The organism is Enterococcus raffinosus, assembly GCF_018917525.1.
Taxonomy (GTDB): Bacteria; Bacillota; Bacilli; order Lactobacillales; family Enterococcaceae; genus Enterococcus_A; species Enterococcus_A raffinosus_A.
This window is the reverse complement of record NZ_JAHLOS010000039.1, coordinates 1-18,643: the sequence shown is the minus strand read 5'-3', so window position 1 is coordinate 18,643 and position 18,643 is coordinate 1. Positions and strand designations below refer to the sequence as shown.

At 39.5% G+C, this 18,643-nt stretch carries 18 protein-coding genes; 7 read left to right on the top strand and 11 right to left on the bottom strand.

Annotation, left to right across the window (positions count from 1 at the left end):
* Nucleotides 1-197 precede the first annotated feature (197 nt).
* From KQI58_RS18370 to KQI58_RS18340, 7 genes are all read right to left on the bottom strand, one after another.
* Entirely contained in the window at nucleotides 198-1,142 is a 945-nt protein-coding gene (locus KQI58_RS18370; RefSeq protein ID WP_216410436.1) for an ROK family protein, read from the bottom strand.
* 11 nt (nucleotides 1,143-1,153) lie between these two features.
* Nucleotides 1,154-2,065, bottom strand: a complete 912-nt coding sequence (locus tag KQI58_RS18365) for a sugar phosphate isomerase/epimerase family protein (protein ID WP_216410435.1) — start codon at nucleotides 2,063-2,065, stop codon at nucleotides 1,154-1,156.
* 80 nt (nucleotides 2,066-2,145) lie between these two features.
* Nucleotides 2,146-3,324, bottom strand: a complete 1,179-nt coding sequence (locus KQI58_RS18360) for a Gfo/Idh/MocA family protein (protein WP_216410434.1) — start codon at nucleotides 3,322-3,324, stop codon at nucleotides 2,146-2,148.
* Nucleotides 3,325-3,347: 23 nt separating this feature from the next.
* Nucleotides 3,348-4,343 (bottom strand): ABC transporter permease, encoded by a 996-nt coding sequence (locus KQI58_RS18355; RefSeq protein ID WP_137440126.1) that lies wholly within the window; start codon nucleotides 4,341-4,343, stop codon nucleotides 3,348-3,350.
* Entirely contained in the window at nucleotides 4,324-5,817 is a 1,494-nt protein-coding gene (locus KQI58_RS18350; RefSeq protein ID WP_216410433.1) for a sugar ABC transporter ATP-binding protein, read from the bottom strand. The genes KQI58_RS18355 and KQI58_RS18350 overlap by 20 nt, the downstream gene beginning before the upstream one ends.
* Nucleotides 5,818-5,834: 17 nt before the next feature.
* Nucleotides 5,835-6,968: a substrate-binding domain-containing protein gene (locus KQI58_RS18345; RefSeq protein ID WP_216410432.1), complete on the bottom strand. Its 1,134-nt coding sequence runs from the start codon at nucleotides 6,966-6,968 to the stop codon at nucleotides 5,835-5,837.
* 10 nt (nucleotides 6,969-6,978) lie between these two features.
* Nucleotides 6,979-7,803 carry a sugar phosphate isomerase/epimerase family protein gene (locus KQI58_RS18340; RefSeq protein WP_367397952.1) on the bottom strand — a complete coding sequence of 275 codons (825 nt, stop codon included), beginning with the start codon at nucleotides 7,801-7,803 and terminating at the stop codon, nucleotides 6,979-6,981.
* 204 nt (nucleotides 7,804-8,007) lie between these two features.
* On the opposite strand from KQI58_RS18340, the gene KQI58_RS18335 reads away from it, so the two are divergent.
* From KQI58_RS18335 to KQI58_RS18310, 6 genes are all read left to right on the top strand, one after another.
* The gene (locus tag KQI58_RS18335) at nucleotides 8,008-8,907 is read left to right on the top strand and encodes a sugar phosphate isomerase/epimerase family protein (RefSeq protein ID WP_216410430.1); all 900 of its coding nucleotides are present in this window, start codon (nucleotides 8,008-8,010) and stop codon (nucleotides 8,905-8,907) included.
* The gene (locus KQI58_RS18330) at nucleotides 8,904-9,959 is read left to right on the top strand and encodes a Gfo/Idh/MocA family protein (RefSeq protein ID WP_216410429.1); all 1,056 of its coding nucleotides are present in this window, start codon (nucleotides 8,904-8,906) and stop codon (nucleotides 9,957-9,959) included. The genes KQI58_RS18335 and KQI58_RS18330 overlap by 4 nt, the downstream gene beginning before the upstream one ends.
* Nucleotides 9,960-10,185: 226 nt before the next feature.
* A complete protein-coding gene (locus KQI58_RS18325) occupies nucleotides 10,186-12,171 on the top strand; it encodes a LacI family DNA-binding transcriptional regulator (protein WP_216410428.1) in 1,986 nt (661 codons plus the stop codon).
* Between the two features lie 182 nt (nucleotides 12,172-12,353).
* Nucleotides 12,354-12,995 carry a TetR/AcrR family transcriptional regulator gene (locus KQI58_RS18320; RefSeq protein ID WP_216410427.1) on the top strand — a complete coding sequence of 214 codons (642 nt, stop codon included), beginning with the start codon at nucleotides 12,354-12,356 and terminating at the stop codon, nucleotides 12,993-12,995.
* Nucleotides 12,982-13,866: an ABC transporter ATP-binding protein gene (locus tag KQI58_RS18315; RefSeq protein ID WP_216410426.1), complete on the top strand. Its 885-nt coding sequence runs from the start codon at nucleotides 12,982-12,984 to the stop codon at nucleotides 13,864-13,866. The genes KQI58_RS18320 and KQI58_RS18315 overlap by 14 nt, the downstream gene beginning before the upstream one ends.
* Nucleotides 13,863-14,663, top strand: a complete 801-nt coding sequence (locus KQI58_RS18310; protein WP_216410425.1) for an ABC transporter permease subunit — start codon at nucleotides 13,863-13,865, stop codon at nucleotides 14,661-14,663. The genes KQI58_RS18315 and KQI58_RS18310 overlap by 4 nt, the downstream gene beginning before the upstream one ends.
* 51 nt (nucleotides 14,664-14,714) lie before the next feature.
* Here the strand turns inward: KQI58_RS18310 and KQI58_RS18305 are convergent, their stop codons facing one another.
* The 4 genes from KQI58_RS18305 to KQI58_RS18290 all read right to left on the bottom strand — a co-directional run bounded on the left by KQI58_RS18305 (nucleotide 14,715) and on the right by KQI58_RS18290 (nucleotide 17,797).
* On the bottom strand, nucleotides 14,715-14,981 hold the full coding sequence (locus KQI58_RS18305; RefSeq protein WP_216410424.1) for a Na+-transporting malonate decarboxylase, carboxybiotin decarboxylase subunit, madB: 267 nt from the start codon (nucleotides 14,979-14,981) through the stop codon (nucleotides 14,715-14,717).
* Nucleotides 14,982-15,065: 84 nt separating this feature from the next.
* The gene (locus KQI58_RS18300) at nucleotides 15,066-15,695 is read right to left on the bottom strand and encodes a GyrI-like domain-containing protein (protein ID WP_216410423.1); all 630 of its coding nucleotides are present in this window, start codon (nucleotides 15,693-15,695) and stop codon (nucleotides 15,066-15,068) included.
* A gap of 65 nt (nucleotides 15,696-15,760) precedes the next feature.
* Complete coding sequence (locus tag KQI58_RS18295; RefSeq protein ID WP_216410422.1) at nucleotides 15,761-16,648, bottom strand: helix-turn-helix transcriptional regulator; 888 nt, start codon at nucleotides 16,646-16,648, stop codon at nucleotides 15,761-15,763.
* Nucleotides 16,649-16,828: 180 nt separating this feature from the next.
* A complete protein-coding gene (locus KQI58_RS18290; protein ID WP_216410421.1) occupies nucleotides 16,829-17,797 on the bottom strand; it encodes a zinc-binding dehydrogenase in 969 nt (322 codons plus the stop codon).
* Between the two features lie 150 nt (nucleotides 17,798-17,947).
* Between KQI58_RS18290 and KQI58_RS18285 the strand changes: the two genes are divergently transcribed.
* Nucleotides 17,948-18,313, top strand: coding sequence for an ACT domain-containing protein (locus KQI58_RS18285; protein ID WP_216410420.1), 366 nt, complete (start codon nucleotides 17,948-17,950; stop codon nucleotides 18,311-18,313).
* Nucleotides 18,314-18,643 lie beyond the last annotated feature (330 nt).

The window sequence follows — 18,643 nt, the reverse complement described above, 5'->3', positions numbered from 1 at the left end:
GTTTTTTACTATCCATTAACTGCTAACCAATTGGCTAGCAGTTTTTTTATTGTCCTAAAGATAATGAATAGTTCTGCTTTTAGTCTCTCTCTAACCGACTTTTATACTAGTAAACAAAAAATCTCTCCTATCAAATAGGAAAGATTTGGAATATTTACGAGAAAGCTAATTTGGATCACTCTTGTTACTAGATGGATTTATACAGCATTCTTCAATAAATAGGAATAAGCGGCTCCATAGACTCCCGCATCATTGCCTAATAAAGCTTTTTTTAAAGAGAAGTGATTCCTTATTTGCGGAAAAACATAATTTTCCAACTTCTCCTTTAACGGCTCTAATAGAGAAGCTCCTGCTTCAGATAATCCACCGCCAATAATAATTTCTTCCACATCAATCGTGTTCATAATCCCCGCTAACGCTTGGGCTAAAACAGTCAGAAACTCATTCAAAACCTCTTTAGCCGCCTCGTCGTTCTGAGCGGCTTTTTCAAAAATGATCGGCGGAGTAATTGCTGGCCAAGATTCATTTAACTGCTCCAGTTTTTTTCGCATAGATAGCACGAGACCATTCGCAGAGGCAAAGGTTTCCAAGCAATTTCTGCCACCGCAGCCGCATAGTCTATTCTCATCAGATCGATTAGGGATATGACCGATTTCGCCTCCAGCAGAATGACAGCCATTTAGTACCTCACCATTCAAGATGATGCCACCACCTACTCCTGTACCCAAAGTAACAAAAAGCAGATTTTTTCTACCTCGAGCAGCCCCTTTCCACATTTCACCTAAAGCAGCTGCATTTGCATCATTTAGTAAACAAGCCTCAATGCCCAATTCATGTTTGATCATTTTCTTCAAAGGTAGCTGCTCCCAGTCAAGATTGACTGCTCTGACGACAATCTCTCCGTCTGATGAGACTGCCCCAGGAACACCAATCCCGATTCCTTCGACCTCTTTTAACGTATCTTTGTCTATCGAACGGCGGATAGATGAACCGATTTCAGCCGGAATAAACCTTCCTTTCTCAGAAATATTTGTTGGAATCGACCACTTTTTTGCAATTCTCCCTTGCGTGTCCATTAATGCAAACTTAATGGCCGTCCCGCCAATATCTACACCAATTATCTTTTTATTTTGCTTTTCCAAGGAAACCTCCCCTAAACAAAATTCCGCAAATAATGAGCACTTTGTCTGACTGAACGTTTGACATCTTCATAATCAGATTCGTATGCACGATCTTCAACTTCGATACAGGTGTATCCGTTGTATCCAATATCGGTCAACGCAGAGACGTATTTTCCCCAATCCACGTCGCCTAGCCCTGGTAATTTAGGTGACATATATTCCAGCGGCGTTGCCATAATGCCTACATCCTTCAGTTTGTTTGGATACAGCTTAATATCCTTATAATGGACATGGAACAGCTTATCTTTAAACTCATAAAGAGGTTCAATGTAGTCTATGTGCTGCCAAACAAAATGAGAAGGGTCATAGTTAATCCCAAAGTTGTCACTATCCAGAATTTCAAAAACTTTTCGCCAATTACTAGGTGTTGTCATCAGATTTTGTCCACCAGGCCATTCATCCTCTGTAAAAAGCATTGGACAATTTTCAATCCCGATTTTGATTTCTTGTTCCTCCGCGTATTGTAGAATTGGCGGCCAAACTTTTGCTACCTCCTTCAGATTTTCAGAAACACTTTTGCTTGGCATTCTTCCTAAGAAAGTGGTCACCAAATTTACGCCTAATAGTTTGGCTGCATCAATGAGTGAATACAAATGATCAATAACTTCTTGACGTTTTTCTAGATTTTCATCTAATGGGTTAGGATAATAGGCCAACGCCGAAATTTCTACCTGTTTTTTCTCGCAATAAGCCAAAATCTCTTGCGCTTTTTCTGCTGTTAAATTCTTCGTATCAATATGAGAAACACCCGCGTAGCGTCGTTCCGCTTTTCCTTTTGGCCAGCAAGCGACCTCGACACATTCCAAACCCGTATCAGCTACGATATCGATCATTTCCTCGAAGTTGCTTTGATCAAAAATTGCACTTACAATTCCTAGCTTCATAAATAAACTCCTCTCAAATTTTTTCAATGATAGAGAGGACCATTCTGATGATCAATGGGCCTCTTATTTATTTAAATGATCTATTCTGCTACTTTCGTCCAAGCCTTTGTCTCTGAAGATTTGATGACTGCCTCAGTGACTAGGTCCACTTTATAGCCTTCTGCAAAACTAGTTGACGGTTGTTTTCCACTAACTACAGCTTTGATGAATTCATAGGCTTCAATTGTTTTTAACTCTCCATAACCAATATTCATTCCTGGAATATTCCAAGTGACTTCTCCATAGAAGTGGGCCGGCCCTGTATAAATGGTTTTGAATCCTTTTCGATCATCTGGATCATCTGCAAACATAACTTGAAGCTCGTTTAGACGTTCATAGTTAAAGATTAAAGAACCCTTTGTGCCATGAACCTCAATTGAGATAAAGTTGTTTCGCCCCCAAGCATTTCTGGTAGCTTCAATACTTCCGACTGCGCCACTTTCAAAGTTAACCAAGAATGACGCTTCATCATCTACATCTACAGGTTCCTTTTTCACATCCCCGTTAAGTTTCACCGTACCTAATAGATCCACTCCGCCTTCTTGCACTGGGCGTTCATTGATATAGGTTTTCACCGTAGAAACGACTTCACTGATGTTTCCAGCTAAGTATTGAGAAATATCAATCACGTGTGTCGCAATATCGCCCAATGTCCCTGCTCCTGCGATGGCTTTTTGGAATCTCCAAGAAAGAGGAGAATCTGGATCAGCAGACCAGCTTTGCAGATATTGTGCCCGTACATTTAGAATTTCCCCGATTGACCCTTCATCAATAAACTTCTTAGCCAAAACTATAGCTGGAACACGACGGTATTGATACGCACACATTGAGATAATGCCTTTTTTCGCTGCTTTTCCTGCGGCTTCACTCATTGCTTTGGCATCCTGATGAGTACTAGCAATTGGTTTTTCACAATAGACATGCTTTCCAGCTTCTAGGGCAGCGATCGCAATTTCTGCGTGAGAATCGTTTGGTGTACAGATGCTGACAACATCAATATCTGGATTATTCACAACTACTTTCCAATCAGTGACTGCTTCTTCAAAACCAAAGCGATCCTTTGCTTCTTTAGCGATCTCTTCTTCAATATCACAAACTACCTTTAACACAGGAACTGCTGGCGCCGGCCAAAAGAATTTTGGCATATTTGAATAGGCTACTACGTGTGCTTTCCCCATAAATCCTGCTCCGATTAGTCCAACGTTAATTTTTTTGATCATTTTAATATCTCTCCTTTAATGTTTTAATTATTTTTTTTACTTGATAAATTGCTAAGTGCAACTGCGAAAACGATAATCAACCCTTGAACAATGGTTTGTTGAGAAGAACTCAACCCTGCCAAGATCAAAGCATTTTTGATAATCCCCATCAATAATGACCCGACCAATGCACCTATAACAGAACCCGAGCCTCCGTTCATAGCTGCACCGCCAAGAACCACAGCCGCTATGACAGACATTTCATCACCATCACCAAAAGAGTATCTTCCTGACTGCATTCTTCCGGCGTATAAAATCCCGGCAAACGCGGCGAATGCGCCTGACATAATAAATACCTTCAACTTGATGAGATTCGTATTTATCCCGCTGTATTTTGCAGATAATTCATTCCCACCAGTAGCTAATGTATGTTTCCCAAATGGCGTTTTGTTAAATAGAAATACACCAACTACATAAAACAGGATTGTCCATAAAATCAGGACGGAAATACCACCAACGCTGCCTATACCAAAGACACTATTAAATTGATTGTTCTTGATCGGAACTGCCGCGGTATTAGTAATCCACATAGCCGACCCACGAATAATCTGCATCATTCCCAATGTGGCAAGAAATGCTGGAATTTTAAGAATAGTAACCAAGAAACCATTCACCGCTCCGCAAATGACGCCAAATCCTAAACCGGTTAGTAAGGCTAAAATAATCGAGTTCGTACTTTGCAGGACTAAAGACACACACATGGCTGTCATCGCTGCAACCGCGCCTACGGTCAAATCAATCTGACCCGCCGCCAATACAAACGTTCCTGCAACGGCCATGATAGAGATCATTGACGTTTGTCTTAGGATATTTAGCAGATTGTTGGAGCTTAAAAAGCCCTTATTTCCTAAAAAAATTGAGAAAGCTAGAAAAACAATAACAAATACGATGTAAACCATGTATTTATTCCACTCGATCGTTTTCAAATCGATTTTAGTATCGGATGTCTTTTTTTCTAAATTAGCCTGCTTGGATTGCATGCTGTAGTTCCTCCTCACATGAAATTTCTTCTCGTTTAATGTCATTCACTATCTTTCCATCAAAAAGAACCAAGATACGATCACATGCTGCCAATAGCTCTGCAAGCTCTGAAGAAACAAACAGGACACCGTTTCCCTTATCGGCATACTCCCGAATGATATTAATGATTTCCGTTTTGGCTCCGATATCAACCCCGGCCGTCGGTTCATCCAATAACATCACTTTAGGATTTGTGTTCAACCATTTTGATATGACAACCTTTTGCTGATTTCCGCCTGATAATAGGCTGATTTTTTTGTCTATGCTTGAAGTTTTAATATTGAAGTCCGAAACGTTCTTTTTAGTTACTTTTTGTGATTCTTTTTCATCAATTACGAAATCAATAAAGGACAATTTCTTTAAAATAGGTAAAATATTGTTCTCTTTCACGGAGTGAGACAGTACCAATCCTTGCTTCCTTCTGTCTTCAGGCACTAGGCCCAAACCCGATTTTATAGCGTCTCGAGTATTTCTTATCGCACTCTTTTGATTATCAATATAGATCTCTCCAGATTCTATTGGACTGATGCCAAATAGACCTTCCAAAATCTCCGTTCGACCACTACCCATCAATCCAGCAATACCAAGTATCTCCCCTTTCTTAACTTCAAAGGATATCTCGGAAATGGCATGGTTAATGGTTAAGTTCTCTACCTTTAAAATTGACTCATCCTGTGAATAATCACGTTTTTTCCATTCAAAAGTCGGTCCGTTTTCGCCAACAAAGAACGAAACAATATCTTCTAAGCATAAGTTAGCGATTTCATCTGTTAAAACGTTGGTTCCATCCTTTAATATAGTGATACGATCTGCGATATTCATGATTTCATTCATTCGATGCGAGATGTACACCATTGTTACACCTTTATCTTTTAGATCATTGATCAGCTGAAAAAGCTGTTTTGACTCTCCATCTGACAAAGAGGCTGTCGGTTCATCAAAAACCAGAATTTTAGCATCCTTAATAACCGCTTTCGCAATTTCCACCATCTGGCTTAGTCCAACACTTAAGCTTTCGACCTTTGCTTTAGGATTGATATCTATTCCTAAATTAAGTAGGGCTGATCGTGCCTTCCTATTCATTTCCTTTTCATCAATCAATCCGTTTTTTTGCAGTTCACTCCCAAGAAAAATATTCTGTGCCACTGTCATCGATTGAACGAGAGACAATTCCTGAAAAATCATTTCAATTCCGTTTTTTGAGGCATCTTCGCGATTTTTAAAATCAACTAGCTGATCCTCGATCCGAATTTCCCCACCATCTTTTGAGTAGACACCTGTCATTATTTTCATAAGAGTTGACTTTCCTGCACCATTGCCACCAACCAATGCATGAACTTCTCCTCTTTTTAAGGTAAAATCCACGTCCTTTAAAACTTTTGTTTCACCAAACTTTTTTTCAATCCTGTTCATTTTTAAAATAGAATCAAGCATGCGTTCACCCTCTACTATCATTTGTCTAATTCTTCAGTAATAAAGCCTGGTGCTTTCTTGTGGTAAACCATCTCATAGCCAGAAACAATGGTATTTCTTTCCACCTTTGTTGCCGGAACAGCCACATAAGAAGGTGTCTCTTTTCCTAATAAAGCATAGGCTGCCATGGTTGCTTCCGCTACGCCTTGATCGTAAGGTAATTGAGCGCCCACACCTAAAACTTTTCCTTGAGCTATTTCTTTAGCAATGTTATCGCCTAAGTCAATCGAACTGACAAAAACATCCTCGCGCCCAGCAGAGGTAAGTGCGGATAAGACACCCTCGGCAGGAATATCCCAAATTGCAAAAATCGCTTCTAAATCTGGATTTTGGGTCAGCATCGCGTCAGCGACTTCAGTAGATTGGTTGACATCTGAAAAACCAGTTTTTGCAATAACTTCAATATCCGGATATTCTTTCTTAATCGTTTTTTCAAATGCTTCTAATCGTTGATTCGTAACGAAGTAGTCAACATCGTAATGAACAATCCCAATTTTTCCTTTGCCCTTCAACTTGTCTCCGATCAGCTCCGCAGCGATAACACCATTTCCGTAATTATCAGCTGAAACAGCCCCAACGTAATTTTCACCAGCAACAAAATTATCAGGTACATTGTCCATAAAGACTAACTTGATTCCTTGACCACTTACGCGCTTGAAGGCATCAGATGTCGCTTTGGCATCTGTGGGAATACTAATCATCACATCTGGATTAAGAGCAGTTAATGTTTCCAAGTCGGATACCTGTTGCTCAACAGAGAAATTCGCATCGGTTGTTCCGACAATATTGATCCCATATTTTTTGAAGGTATCCTCCAGTCCCTTTTGCTGAGCTGAGGACCAGTCATTTCCAGCATAATGAAACGAAATTGCCGCTGAATAATTGCCGGCTTTCAATTTTGCGATTTCTTCATCTGTCAGCGTTAAAGAACTGGCGGGTGCGGCTTTTTCTCCGTTCGGTCCTGTCGATTTTATATCGTTTTCATCTAACACAATTTCGTCTTTTCCATCTGTTTTTTCTAACGCCTCCTTATTAGCTGCAGAATCCGAACCGCATCCAGTCGCAAATAGTAAAACTAATGAAAAAGCGATCATTTTTCTGATAAACTTCATAATTCTCCCCCTATACTTCAAAGAACTGTTCTAAAAACTTGTAAGAAGCTTCGCAAGCGTAGTAAGAATCCCCTGAGTAGCCATCAATTTCTACTAGCCAATCCCCCGAAAAACCGTCCTCTTTTAAGTAGCGAATAATTTCTTCTAATGGGATGTCCCCTTCTCCCAATGGAACAAATTCTGATCCTTTCAGATCCTTTAAATGGACGTATTCGATTCGTTCACGATATTTCTTGATCAACGCCAAAGCATCTCCACCGCCAGCCACAAGATGAGCGATATCTGGACAAAAACAAATGTTTGTTAACGAAAACAGCTGATCAATTTGTTCAGGCGTCTCGACCGCCGATCCTAGATGAGGATGATAACTTGCAATGATGCCATTTTCTTTAGCAAACTGTGCAACCTGATCAAGATTTTTCGCTAAAATCTTATAGTCTTCTGTATTATTTCCCTTTGCACGGATTGCTCCGCCTCCAAGAACTAAATGCTTTGCTCCAAACTTCTTCATGTTTTCAATCGTTTTTTTGATTCGGAAAAATTCATCTTCAAATGCATCAGTATAAATATAGTTTGCCCCTGTATAAATCCCTAAGATCTTCGTATTCGTTTCAGCTAAATACGCTTTCAATTTTTCTGGCGAATCATCAAATTTCTCTAAATTTCCATCAAACAACTCAATGTAGCGATACCCAACTTCAGAGATTTTCTTTATCACCTCGTCCTCATCAATTAAAGAAAGATATTTTGCCTCCCTAACATTGGTGACACCGCCGCCTGTACCTACTAACCCGCCGAAACCATTTGTCATGTATCCAACTTCCAAAACCGCCACTCCTTTTTACGTAAATTTATTTGTGTTAGCGCTTTCCACACCTGAATCCTACCATCGGGAAAATCCTTTGTCAATATTTTTTTCGTTTTTACGTTGATTATTAGCTAAATTCGATATAAACCTAAGAAAAAAGTTGCAAATTTTACAAAACCGATGTATCTTTGAAGTATAAATACAAAATTTACGTAAAAAGGACGTGTTTTTATGAAACTAGGATTTTTGACCAACTGTTTCAACAGTTCTCTATTAGATAAGGTCTTTTTAGCTACGCAACTCGGCTACTCTCAATTAGAAGTTTCCCTAACACCAAGTTCGATTCAACGTCTGGCTACTTTCGATACTGAATGTTTAAAATCCAAACTCTGTGAAAACGAAATTCGTTTTTCTTCTTTAGCTTATTATCAAAATATTTTGACCGAGGAAAAACACTTAAGACAGCTGCACATAAACAATTTATACCGCCTGATTGATTTTGCTTTTGAAAATGGGATTCCACAAATTAGTACCTTTTTAGGACGAGATGCCAGTAAATCAATTGCGGAAAACTTTACTTTGTTAGATTCACTTGTGCATCCCATCGTGGACTATGCTGAACAGCTAAAGATCAAAATCGCGATTGAAAATTGTTCCATGCCTTCATGGGATAAAAATGGCTTTCCTGCAACTATTTCGTATAGCCCTGAGCTTTGGGATGAAATGTTTTCCAGAATTCCCAATGAGAACTTCGGGCTAAATTTTGATCCTTCCCATCTTATATGGCAGAAAATCGACTATCTGAAAGCACTCACTGATTATTACGATAGAATTTTCAACATTCATGTAAAGGAGGTTTTTGTTGAAACTGATAATCTCAGCAGATATGGAATTTTTGGAAAACAGATAGAACGGGAGCATCCCTACGATTTTGGTTGGTACAGACCTGCTCCATTAGGATTAGGAAGCATTGATTGGAGAACGATTTTTGAAATCCTGAAAGAGCAGCACTATTCAAAGGATCTTACTTTGGAGTTCAAGAGTGAGAACAAAAGCGAGGCGGAACAAATACTTATTCACTCTAAAAAATATATTGAGGAATGTTTTAATAGAAAGGATGTTTTAGCATGAAAAAAAGAGTTGGCTTAGTAGGCTTTGGCGGAATGGGGAAACAACATATCAAACGAATTAAGGAGAGCCAATATGTTGAGATCACGGGGGTTTTTGATAGTGATTCAGAAAAGGATTATTCAACTATTTCGTCAACAATCAAAAAGTACCCCTCATTGGCGGATTTACTGGCAGAGCCCACGATTGATATTATCTTAATAGCAACGCCAAACGATACCCATAAGACAATCGCAATCCAAGCTTTACAATCAGGAAAACACGTTATTTCAGAAAAACCAGTTACATTGAATACTAAAGAGTTGGAAGAAATTTTAGCAGCTGCTGAAAAAAGTGGGCAAAAATTTACCGTTCACCAAAATAGACGCTGGGATGAAAATTTCTTAATCACGAAGAAATTACTCGAAGAAAACAAGTTGGGCGAACTACTATACGTTGAAAATCGTGTACAAGGATCACGCGGGATTCCAAAAGATTGGCGTAGAGAAAAGGCACAAGGCGGCGGTATGCTGTTGGATTGGGGCGTTCACCTAATTGATCGGATTTTATTTTTATTCCCAAATCAAAAGATCGTTCATCTTCACGCAACACTAAATCATTTTTTGGGCCATGAGGTAGACGATGGATTCAAAATAGAGCTAGTTTTCGATACTTCAAAAAAAGCCTATTTAGAAGTCGGAACGTCGAATTTTATCGAATTGCCTGAATGGTATACGGTTGGATCAATTGGGACCGCGGTAATTGAGGACTTTGAGCTCAACGGAAATTACGTAACTTTGACTGGAGAGCTAGCTAAGGAAGCAGTCCCTGTCGAAACTGGCGCTGGACTTACAAAAACGATGGCTCCGAGAAATGATGATTCCATCGAAACCTTCCCCTTACCTTATGTTAAAAGCAATGTCGTCGAGTTTTATGATAACTTTGCCTTAACAATCGATGGAAAAGCCGAACCTTTTATTAAAGCAGAAGAACTATTACGACTAACAACCATTATTGATGCTTGTTTCGAATCTTCTAAAAAGAATGAAACCATTCACTTCCCAAATGGGCTTTAGTAAAAAAGAAGTAACTTAAAGCAGAAAACATCAAATACTTGAGTATTTGATGTTTTCTCGAAGGCCGTATTCAATGATGCTTCAATAATCTTGAGAGTCAGATTTAATACAGATCAATTCCTGCCATTGTCGATTCATTGCCTTCTTCAGCACTTATAAAAACGTTCACTTTACTGATACCTTGTAGTATGATGTGAATTAGATAAAAATAGAAAATGGTGATTTTTTGACGACTATTAAAGAAGTAGCGGAAATGGCTGGCGTTTCTGTAGCTACAGTTTCTCACGTTGTTAGAAAAACTAGATATGTTAGCCCTGAGTTAGAAAGAAAAGTAGAAGAGGTTATCGCTTCGCTTGACTCTGTTCCTAATTTTGTATTGAAGCAAAATAAAAAAAATGAGAACAAAGTACAAATTCTATTGGTGTATGTGCCAAATTTTTCTGATAAATTTCAAATGGGTCTTCTAGCAGAAATTCGTCGGCAACAAACGAATAAAAATGTACTCGTTATTCCTGTTGAATACCAAGATATAACGAATGAGTTTGAAGTTATGTTTGATAGCTTCGCTGAAAAAATTATCGGTCAAATTCTAATCTACTCAGAAGAAGTTGAACCGACATTTCCTAAAAAATTTTACAAGATTCCGTTTGTGATCATCAGCGCCAATAACTATGAAACAATCACTTTGCCATATATTTCTAGCGATAGTTGTGCAGGTGTTGAGCATGCAACCAATCATTTAATAAAAAGCGGACACTCCAGAATTGCGTACATAGACTATTCGGAGAAAACGGAGAATGACTCACTCATTGGCTTCAAGCAGGCTTTTCAAAAAAGCAAACTTGAGATCGATGAAGAGATCATCTCTACTAAACGACTTTCTGAGCATGAATTGTTTGAAAAGCTGCATGCGCTGTTTTCTCAAGATAATCTTTACCCGCCGACGGGGATCTTTGTTGACCCTTTAATTGTGGATGAAGTGATCAGCTATTTTAAGAAGACTGGGTATCGTATCCCTGAAGACATTTCGATTATTTCTTTGGGAACTGAAGCGTGGTATGCTCTTTGCGATCCAGCTATTACGAGTATTGAGCATGATTTTCCTACAATCATTGCTGAGGCTTTAGACGTTTTGCACTCATACACAGCGGATTTGCAGATCAAAAAGGTTGTTTCTACTACCTTCCATTTACAGAACTCTACATCAGGAATTGCAAAGGGACCCTTTGGCGAAAAGGCCTACTCAATCGATAGTATTATGCTTACTGAAAAAGAAATTGCCGAAATAAAACAAAAGAAAAGAACTGCCGTCATCTCTTTTCATTATACTGGTGCTTCTTGGATGAATCTTCACGAAGCTGGGATAAATAAGCTATTTAATGAGCTTAACATTAATGTCATTGGTGTGACGGATGCTCACTTTGATGCCGAACTGCAAAATAAGCAAATTGACAGTCTCTTGTCATTAGAACCGGACATTTTTATTGCTATCCCAACAGATACTGCAAAAACGGCCGAAGCCTTCAAAAAAATTGTTGAAAGTCCTAGTGATTTAATTTTAATTACGAATGTACCCAAAGGACTAACTCCTAACGATTATGTATCGGTCGTGTCTGTAAACGAACTGACTAACGGAAGACTCGCTGCCAGAGGTTTATGTGAACAGATGGTTTCGAACGGGAAAAGCAAAGTCGGACTTATTACCTTTGATTCTGACTTCTATGCTACCAATCAAAGGGATACATCTGCGCAACAGCTAATTGATGAAGATTTCCCAGCTATTGAAATCGTAGCGCAAACGTCCTTCAAAAATGAAAGTGAAGTTTTTGATAAAACATTGAACTTGTTGGCTGAGCATCCCGAAATAGAAGGTATCTACATCTCTTGGGATGGACCAGCTCAGCAAGTCATTAAAGCACTAACTACTATCGACCGATTAGACATCATTGTCGGAACTGTCGATTTAGATTTTTCTTCTGCATTAGTTATTGCTGAAGATGGACCGATAAAATGTGTGAGTGCCCAACAACCGTTTGAGCAAGGAAGAGCCATCGCCTTAGCTGCAGCCCAATCCATCCTTCATAAGCATGTCCCTAGCTTTATCGGTATTGAGCCTATTATGGTTAATAAAGGAAACCTACTTAGCTCGTGGAGAACGATTTTCAAAGAAGAGCCACCTAAAGAGTTACGAGAGCTACTCTCTAGAAAGTAATTTTTTTACTATACAAAAAAACGAAGCGCCCCTGAACTGAAACTATTTTAAGTTCAGGGGCGTTCTATTGTTAATTAGAATCAAAATTAAGTTGACCACTTGGTCATATCATGATAGACTCTAAATGAAGAAGTTCTATTTTTTTGAAATCACAATGACCACATGGTCAGGAGGTGGTAATCATGGCAACAGAAACATTCTTGAATTTACCGTCTGATAAGAAAGAAAAGATTATTCAAAAAGGTATCGAAATATTTACGAAACACCCTTATGGAGAAGCTAGTACAAATCAGATCACTAAAGAATTAGGAATTTCAAAAGGTAGTTTATTCAATTATTTCGGCAGCAAGAAGGAATTCTACTTGTTTTTGCTGCGTCACAACATCGAATCGTTAATGACAGTAAAGCAAGAAATAACGGCAACGGAATTTTACGCAATTCTTTTTGAAAGTATGGAAAATAAAATGGCCTTGTATTCCTCAGATGCCAAAGAAAAGATTCTCTTTGTTAATCATGCTTCCAAGGAGACCAACGTCGAAGTAGTAAAGGAAAAGCAAGAAATTATTCAGAAATACATGCTGCAGGCACAACAGCAATCAGCCGAAGTTTTACAAAAGGCAATCGCGACGCTTCCGATTAAAAATGATTCTGAGAATCTTTTACAAGGAATGTCGCTGTATATCAACACGATCATTATGCAATATCTGGCAAGGTATAAGGATGCACCAATGGAATTCTTCCAAAATAAAGCGACGATCGAAAAGGAAATCAAAGAGTATCTAGACATCTTACTTTATGGGGTGGTCGAAAATGAACATGATTAAGGTCCAGCAGGTATCAAAAAAGTATGGTCAAGCGCGAGGAATTGAGGATGTGAGTTTTTCAGTACAGCCTGGAGAGATCATCGGATTGATCGGTCCAAATGGCGCCGGGAAATCAACACTGATCAGAATTCTTCTTTCCTTTATTTATCCCAATAGCGGTGAAGTTCAAATCGACGGACTTAATTGTCTTCGCGAAGCAAAAAAGATGAAGCAACGGGTAGGCTATGTCCCCTCTGAGATCAACTATTATGATGATATGACGGTAGTTGAACTGCTGCGTTACTCTGCTCGTTTTTACAAAAAGGATTGTGAGAAGCAAGCCGCAGAATTAGCCCGACGACTGGAATTGGATATGAGTAAAAAAATTACGGCCTTGTCTTATGGAAATAAAAAGAAGGTGGCGATCGTTCAAGCCCTACAGCACCAACCGAAAGTCTTGATTCTTGACGAACCAACTGGCGGGCTTGATCCTCTGATGCAAAATATTTTTTTCGAGCTGTTAAAACAAGAAAAAGAAAAAGGCACGACCATCCTATTTTCTTCTCATATACTCAGTGAGGTGGAAAAAATTTGTGACCGTGTGGCAATTATTCGCGAAGGAAAGCTGTTGAAACTTGAAACGGTTGAAGCTTTGCGAGAAAACACCTACAAGCAGATTGAGGTAGAATTCTTTAAGCTGCCTACAGCCTTTGACATGCCCAATCATTCGAACCAGCAAGTCGCTGGAAATCAAATTACCTTCTTATTTTCGGGAAACGTCAATGAACTGTTGGCTTATTTGAGTAAGTATCGGCTCAAAAATATCCGAATTCTTGAACCTTCGTTAGATGATATTTTCCTACACTATTATGAAAGGACGGCATCGAAATGAACCTCTTTTTAAGGGAAATGAAGCGAAACCTGCTTTCTACAGTTATTTGGCTGACTATCCTGATTATTGTCAACGGGATGATGTTAGCTAGCTTTGAATCCGTGGCCGAAATGGCGAAAAATACAGAAGCCATGTTAGCGCAATACCCGAAAGAATTTGTCCAAGCCTTGAGTCTTGACCAACTAAAGATGACAGATATTCTTCATTTTTACGCCAGCCGTTCATTTTTGTTAGTCTCAATTTTCGGCAGTGTTTATGCAATCCTTCTTACCTCCTCAATGCTCTCAAAGGAGGAAAGCGAAAAGACGATCGAATTTTTATTGTCAAAACCAATCAATCGTACATCACTTTTAACCTCTAAACTCCTATGTTCATTTACTTTAGTCACTCTTTTCAACCTTAGCTTCTCTGTTAGTAACTGGCTTTTATTGACTCACTTCAAGACACAGGATTTTGATCCCGTAGCCTTTTTGTTCATTTCCTTTGGGGCCTGGGGGATTCACTTGATTTTTCTCTTTATCGGTTTTACTTTGTCGGCTTATATCACAAAAAACCGAAGAAACACCGCCATCGCTTTAGGCTGCGTATTCTTAGGCTATTTCTTAAGTATTGCCGCATCATTGAAGGAAACACTTTCTATTCTAAAATATGCCTCCCCCTTCAGCTATTTTAATACGGAGGATCTAGTTATCGCTAAAACGATTCAACCCACCTATCTTTTTATCACGTTGTTTATGATTCTTTTCTGCATAGGTCTGACCTACTATCATTACGGGAAAAAGGATATTGCTGTTTGAGTCTATTAAGAAAGCCTATCCGCTAAATTAAGCGGATAGGCTTTTATCATGTTATTCTTTCACTGCTTTTGGTGCCACAAGTAAGACACACATTGCTAATCCCAATACGATAAACAGCACTGCCCCCATGACGTTCCCTTTCGTGAGCATCGCAAAGGCGATCGTACCGAAAAGACTGGCAACAGTTAAAACGATGCCTGATTTTTGGATTCCCGTCAGTTTGGCGAAAGTATTTCTAAAACCGATCGTCAATAATAATGAACCAACAAATGAAGCGAACCCAAAAACGATGTGACCAACTAAAATAAGATTTTCCATGTCTTCACCTCCCTCAGAACCACTATACTAGAAAGCCTGATGGAAGACTAAGAATGTGCCCACACAACCTGGAATTTTCCCTAGTTATTCAACTTGATAACGCAAAATCGTTTGCCGTTTTTCTGGTGGGGTTTTTCTAGCATCATTTAAATAAATCTCGCGATGGAGGTAGCTTCTGCGTGTTAGCCCTTGTTCCTTTACGAACTGATTCATCTTTTGAAAGGAAGCAGGCTCATCGTCGAAGGAACCTACATGTAAAATCTGAACGCATTTTCCATCTTCGATTGTTTCAAAACAAAGCTCCTGCAGCAACTCGTTTGGTTCCTTTTCTGCCACAGCGGCAAGCGCCGCTTCGAACATCTCTTGCGTGATCCAATCCGGCTGCCGCAGCATAATTTTGTATTCAAAGCTTGCTTTATCAGTAATATCTGCCGTATTTTTAGTGGACCAAATACCTTCTAACGGGAAAATCGCAAACTCACTATAATCAAACTCAGACTGATTTTCTTCGTGTGCTTGATAAAACTTCTTAAATCCCATCTTAATCTTCCAGGCTACTGGATAAAGTGCCCCGACTCTGGCTGAGAAATCTTGATTGTTAGGATCACCTTCGCCTTTAATCGTAAGGAATTTTTGCGGCGGAACCGTCACAATTTCCGGCTTCTTTTTCTTTCCATATAGATGCTTCTCTTGTTTTTTCCAATCATACTTCATTTTTTTCCCTCGCTTTCAGCTTTGATTTCATTATAGCGAGCATAACCTGCAAGCTGGTGTCAGGTTTAATAAATAGTTTTCAGTTGATCAATTTTCTTGCTCATTTCTTGGCGCACGGAACGCGGAGATAAGACTTCGACTTGTCCGCCAAAGGAAAGTAGAAAACTATAAAAGCCCTCATTCACTGGGTATTCCCCTTCCACCAGCAAACGCCCATCCTCTGCTTCTTCCACCTGCTCATAATTTTCATAAACCTGATAGGCCAGCTCTGGTGCAAAGGCAAGCTGTACCACTTGCTTCTTTTCGGTATAAATTTTTGGGGGATCAAGCACTTTTTCTGGTGCGGTTCGTTCAAAGGTTTCAGTAGTTTGCTGGAGCTGTCTGATCCGTTTCAGCTTGAAGAGACGATACGCCTGCTTCTCGCAGCAATACGCATACAAATACCACTCTCCTGCTTTAAAAATCAGCTTTAATGGTTCAACTTTACGATCAGAGCCAGTCTTTTCCCGACTAAAATAGTGAAAACGAAGGCGTGTTTTTTGAAAAATCGCTTTTTGTAAAAGTTGAAATCGTTCTTCATTTTGCGGATGCCAATCTGAAAAGTCGATCTCGAGCCAATTCGTGGTTTGTTTCTGAAAAACACTGCCCAGTTTTTTTAACAGCGCTTGATTGTTTTTCTCATCCACTCCACTCAACCCTTGCAAAGCGGCCAAAATTTGATTTTGCTCTTCTTCTGAAATCAAGGAACGGTTTAATATAAAATTTTCCGGCAGAAAGATCCCGCCGCCTTTTCCTTGTGTCGTATAAACGGGAATCCCTGCTGAACTAAGGATGTCAATATCGCGATAGATCGTTCGGATCGAAACCTCGAACTTTTCCGCTAATTCAGGTGCGGTCGTATTGCCTTTATCCATCAAATAATACACCATCTGAAATAATCGATACTCTGCCACACTACTCACCTCCATCATCAGTATAGCATCGTAAACTGGCAAACACGTGTCAGGTTAAAAAAAGGACCTTACTTTACTTGGTAGCAGTAAAGTAAGGTCGATGCTATTTATTCAGAAACGCCACCAGAAAAAAGATCAAAGAGATTGCCAAACAGACATAGCCGCTCAACTTTCTCAGCTTTATTTCAAAGGTTGATTAGGCTGCAGCAACACTTTCCCGATGCTCTTTCCGTTCTCAAGATAGTCATGTGCTTTTCGTCCCTCCGCTAAAGGAAAAATTGTTGGTTCGCTGATGCTAATTTGTCCTTTAATGAAGTAGCTGAATAAGCGCTCACTACGAACTTTTCTTTCTTCATAGCTGGTCAAGTAATCCCAAAGATCTCCCGTTAACAAACTTTTTGATTCAGCCATTAATGCGACTGGGTCAATCTTGACTGGATCGCCGCCAGCCATTCCGAAAAAGACGACCTTTCCGCGATGCTTGATCAAATCTAAACTTTGCTGAATCGTTGATCCGACACCGTCGTAAGCAGTCGCAAATTGGCCTTCGAGTGCTTCGACCCAAGTGTTTTCTCGACTTGGATAAACCTGCTTGACTCCATGGGTCAACGCCAATGCCTGTTTCTCTTTAGAAGAGGCAGAACCATAGACTTCTATCCCATCTGCTATCAGCATTTGTGATAATAACTGACCAACGCCGCCGCTAATTCCTGTAATAAAGACTTTTTCACCGGGATCATTTTTGCCGAGATCATGAGCAAGAAAATCAGCTGTCATCCCCTGTAGCCCAATGCTCGCCGCTAATTTACTGTCGATATCCGACGGTAAAGGAATCACCTGCTCACTCGGTACTGCGACATATTCCGCATTCGCTAAAGGAACATCGACAAACAGCACCGTTTCTCCAACCTTTTGCTTCGTTACCTTGCAGCCAACTTCAACAACGATCCCTGTTCCTTCATAACCATTAATATAGGGCTTGTGTTTTTCAATATGATACTCGCCGCGTCGGCGATAGATATCGGCAAAGTTCAAACCGATGTACGCTACCTTCACTAGCACCTCATTTTCTTCGATCACCGGTTTAGGAAGCTCACCATATTGTAAAACGTCACTGCCGCCAAAATTTTCAAAAAACAAAGCTTTCATTAATTGGACCTCTTTTCATTTTCAATAGTCATTGATTATTTTCTCAAATATACTATGAGGCTATTTTTTCAGCAAAGAATCAGATTGCATTTTCTCCCTTCGTCTGATAACTTTGAATGATCACAAGCTTTTGAAAGGAGTCCTTTTCACATGAACTTAGTCACTCTGCCGCAGGAATTCTCTGTCTATCAGGTTGCAGATCTGAAGCGAATTGATCTCACCCAGCAACCGCTTTTTATTGGCGTAACCGAGGAGGAAATATCAATTGTTTCTGCGACTGTCAACGTCCCTACGGATACGATCAATCGTGAAGATGATTGGAAAGCCTTTAAGATTGAAGGGGTATTAGATTTTAGTTTGGTTGGAATTTTGGCAAAAATCGCTACATTGTTAGCAGACGCCGGGATTAGTATTTTTGCCGTTTCAACTTACAATACGGACTACGTCTTGATTAAGTCCGACAAACTTGATGCTGCCATTACCGCTTTACGCGAAGGTGGATACGCTGTCTTGTAAGAAATCTTGCCAGAAGAGCCTTTTTAGGTTCTTTTTTTTATGTATTTATCATTTTTTAGGTCTCTCCAGCCTTTTTTCCGAGAAGAAAATAGGACTTTGGTTGGACGAAACGCTTTCGATCTTCTCTTATTATGAGAGTGTAGAGAAAAAACAGAAATAAAAATGAATCATTCGTAATGGGTAAATGTTGCTGGCAGAAATTAGGAGGAATAAGTTTGAAAATAAATAATACTAGTTGTTTTTGAAATAATGCATACCAAATAAGCCTGCCGTGTTCGATTTTTTTGCGGAAGGCGAAGGATTATTTCTTGAAGAATCAACGTCAAGCTG

Coding starts and splice junctions, on each gene's coding strand:
- KQI58_RS18365 (WP_216410435.1), bottom strand. CDS start 2,065: ATGAAGCTAGGAATTGTAAGTGCAATTTTTGATCAAAGCAACTTCGAG.
- KQI58_RS18360 (WP_216410434.1), bottom strand. CDS start 3,324: ATGATCAAAAAAATTAACGTTGGACTAATCGGAGCAGGATTTATGGGG.
- KQI58_RS18355 (WP_137440126.1), bottom strand. CDS start 4,343: ATGCAATCCAAGCAGGCTAATTTAGAAAAAAAGACATCCGATACTAAA.
- KQI58_RS18350 (WP_216410433.1), bottom strand. CDS start 5,817: ATGCTTGATTCTATTTTAAAAATGAACAGGATTGAAAAAAAGTTTGGT.
- KQI58_RS18345 (WP_216410432.1), bottom strand. CDS start 6,968: ATGAAGTTTATCAGAAAAATGATCGCTTTTTCATTAGTTTTACTATTT.
- KQI58_RS18335 (WP_216410430.1), top strand. CDS start 8,008: ATGAAACTAGGATTTTTGACCAACTGTTTCAACAGTTCTCTATTAGAT.
- KQI58_RS18330 (WP_216410429.1), top strand. CDS start 8,904: ATGAAAAAAAGAGTTGGCTTAGTAGGCTTTGGCGGAATGGGGAAACAA.
- KQI58_RS18320 (WP_216410427.1), top strand. CDS start 12,354: ATGGCAACAGAAACATTCTTGAATTTACCGTCTGATAAGAAAGAAAAG.
- KQI58_RS18315 (WP_216410426.1), top strand. CDS start 12,982: ATGAACATGATTAAGGTCCAGCAGGTATCAAAAAAGTATGGTCAAGCG.
- KQI58_RS18310 (WP_216410425.1), top strand. CDS start 13,863: ATGAACCTCTTTTTAAGGGAAATGAAGCGAAACCTGCTTTCTACAGTT.
- KQI58_RS18305 (WP_216410424.1), bottom strand. CDS start 14,981: ATGGAAAATCTTATTTTAGTTGGTCACATCGTTTTTGGGTTCGCTTCA.
- KQI58_RS18300 (WP_216410423.1), bottom strand. CDS start 15,695: ATGAAGTATGATTGGAAAAAACAAGAGAAGCATCTATATGGAAAGAAA.
- KQI58_RS18290 (WP_216410421.1), bottom strand. CDS start 17,797: ATGAAAGCTTTGTTTTTTGAAAATTTTGGCGGCAGTGACGTTTTACAA.
- KQI58_RS18285 (WP_216410420.1), top strand. CDS start 17,948: ATGAACTTAGTCACTCTGCCGCAGGAATTCTCTGTCTATCAGGTTGCA.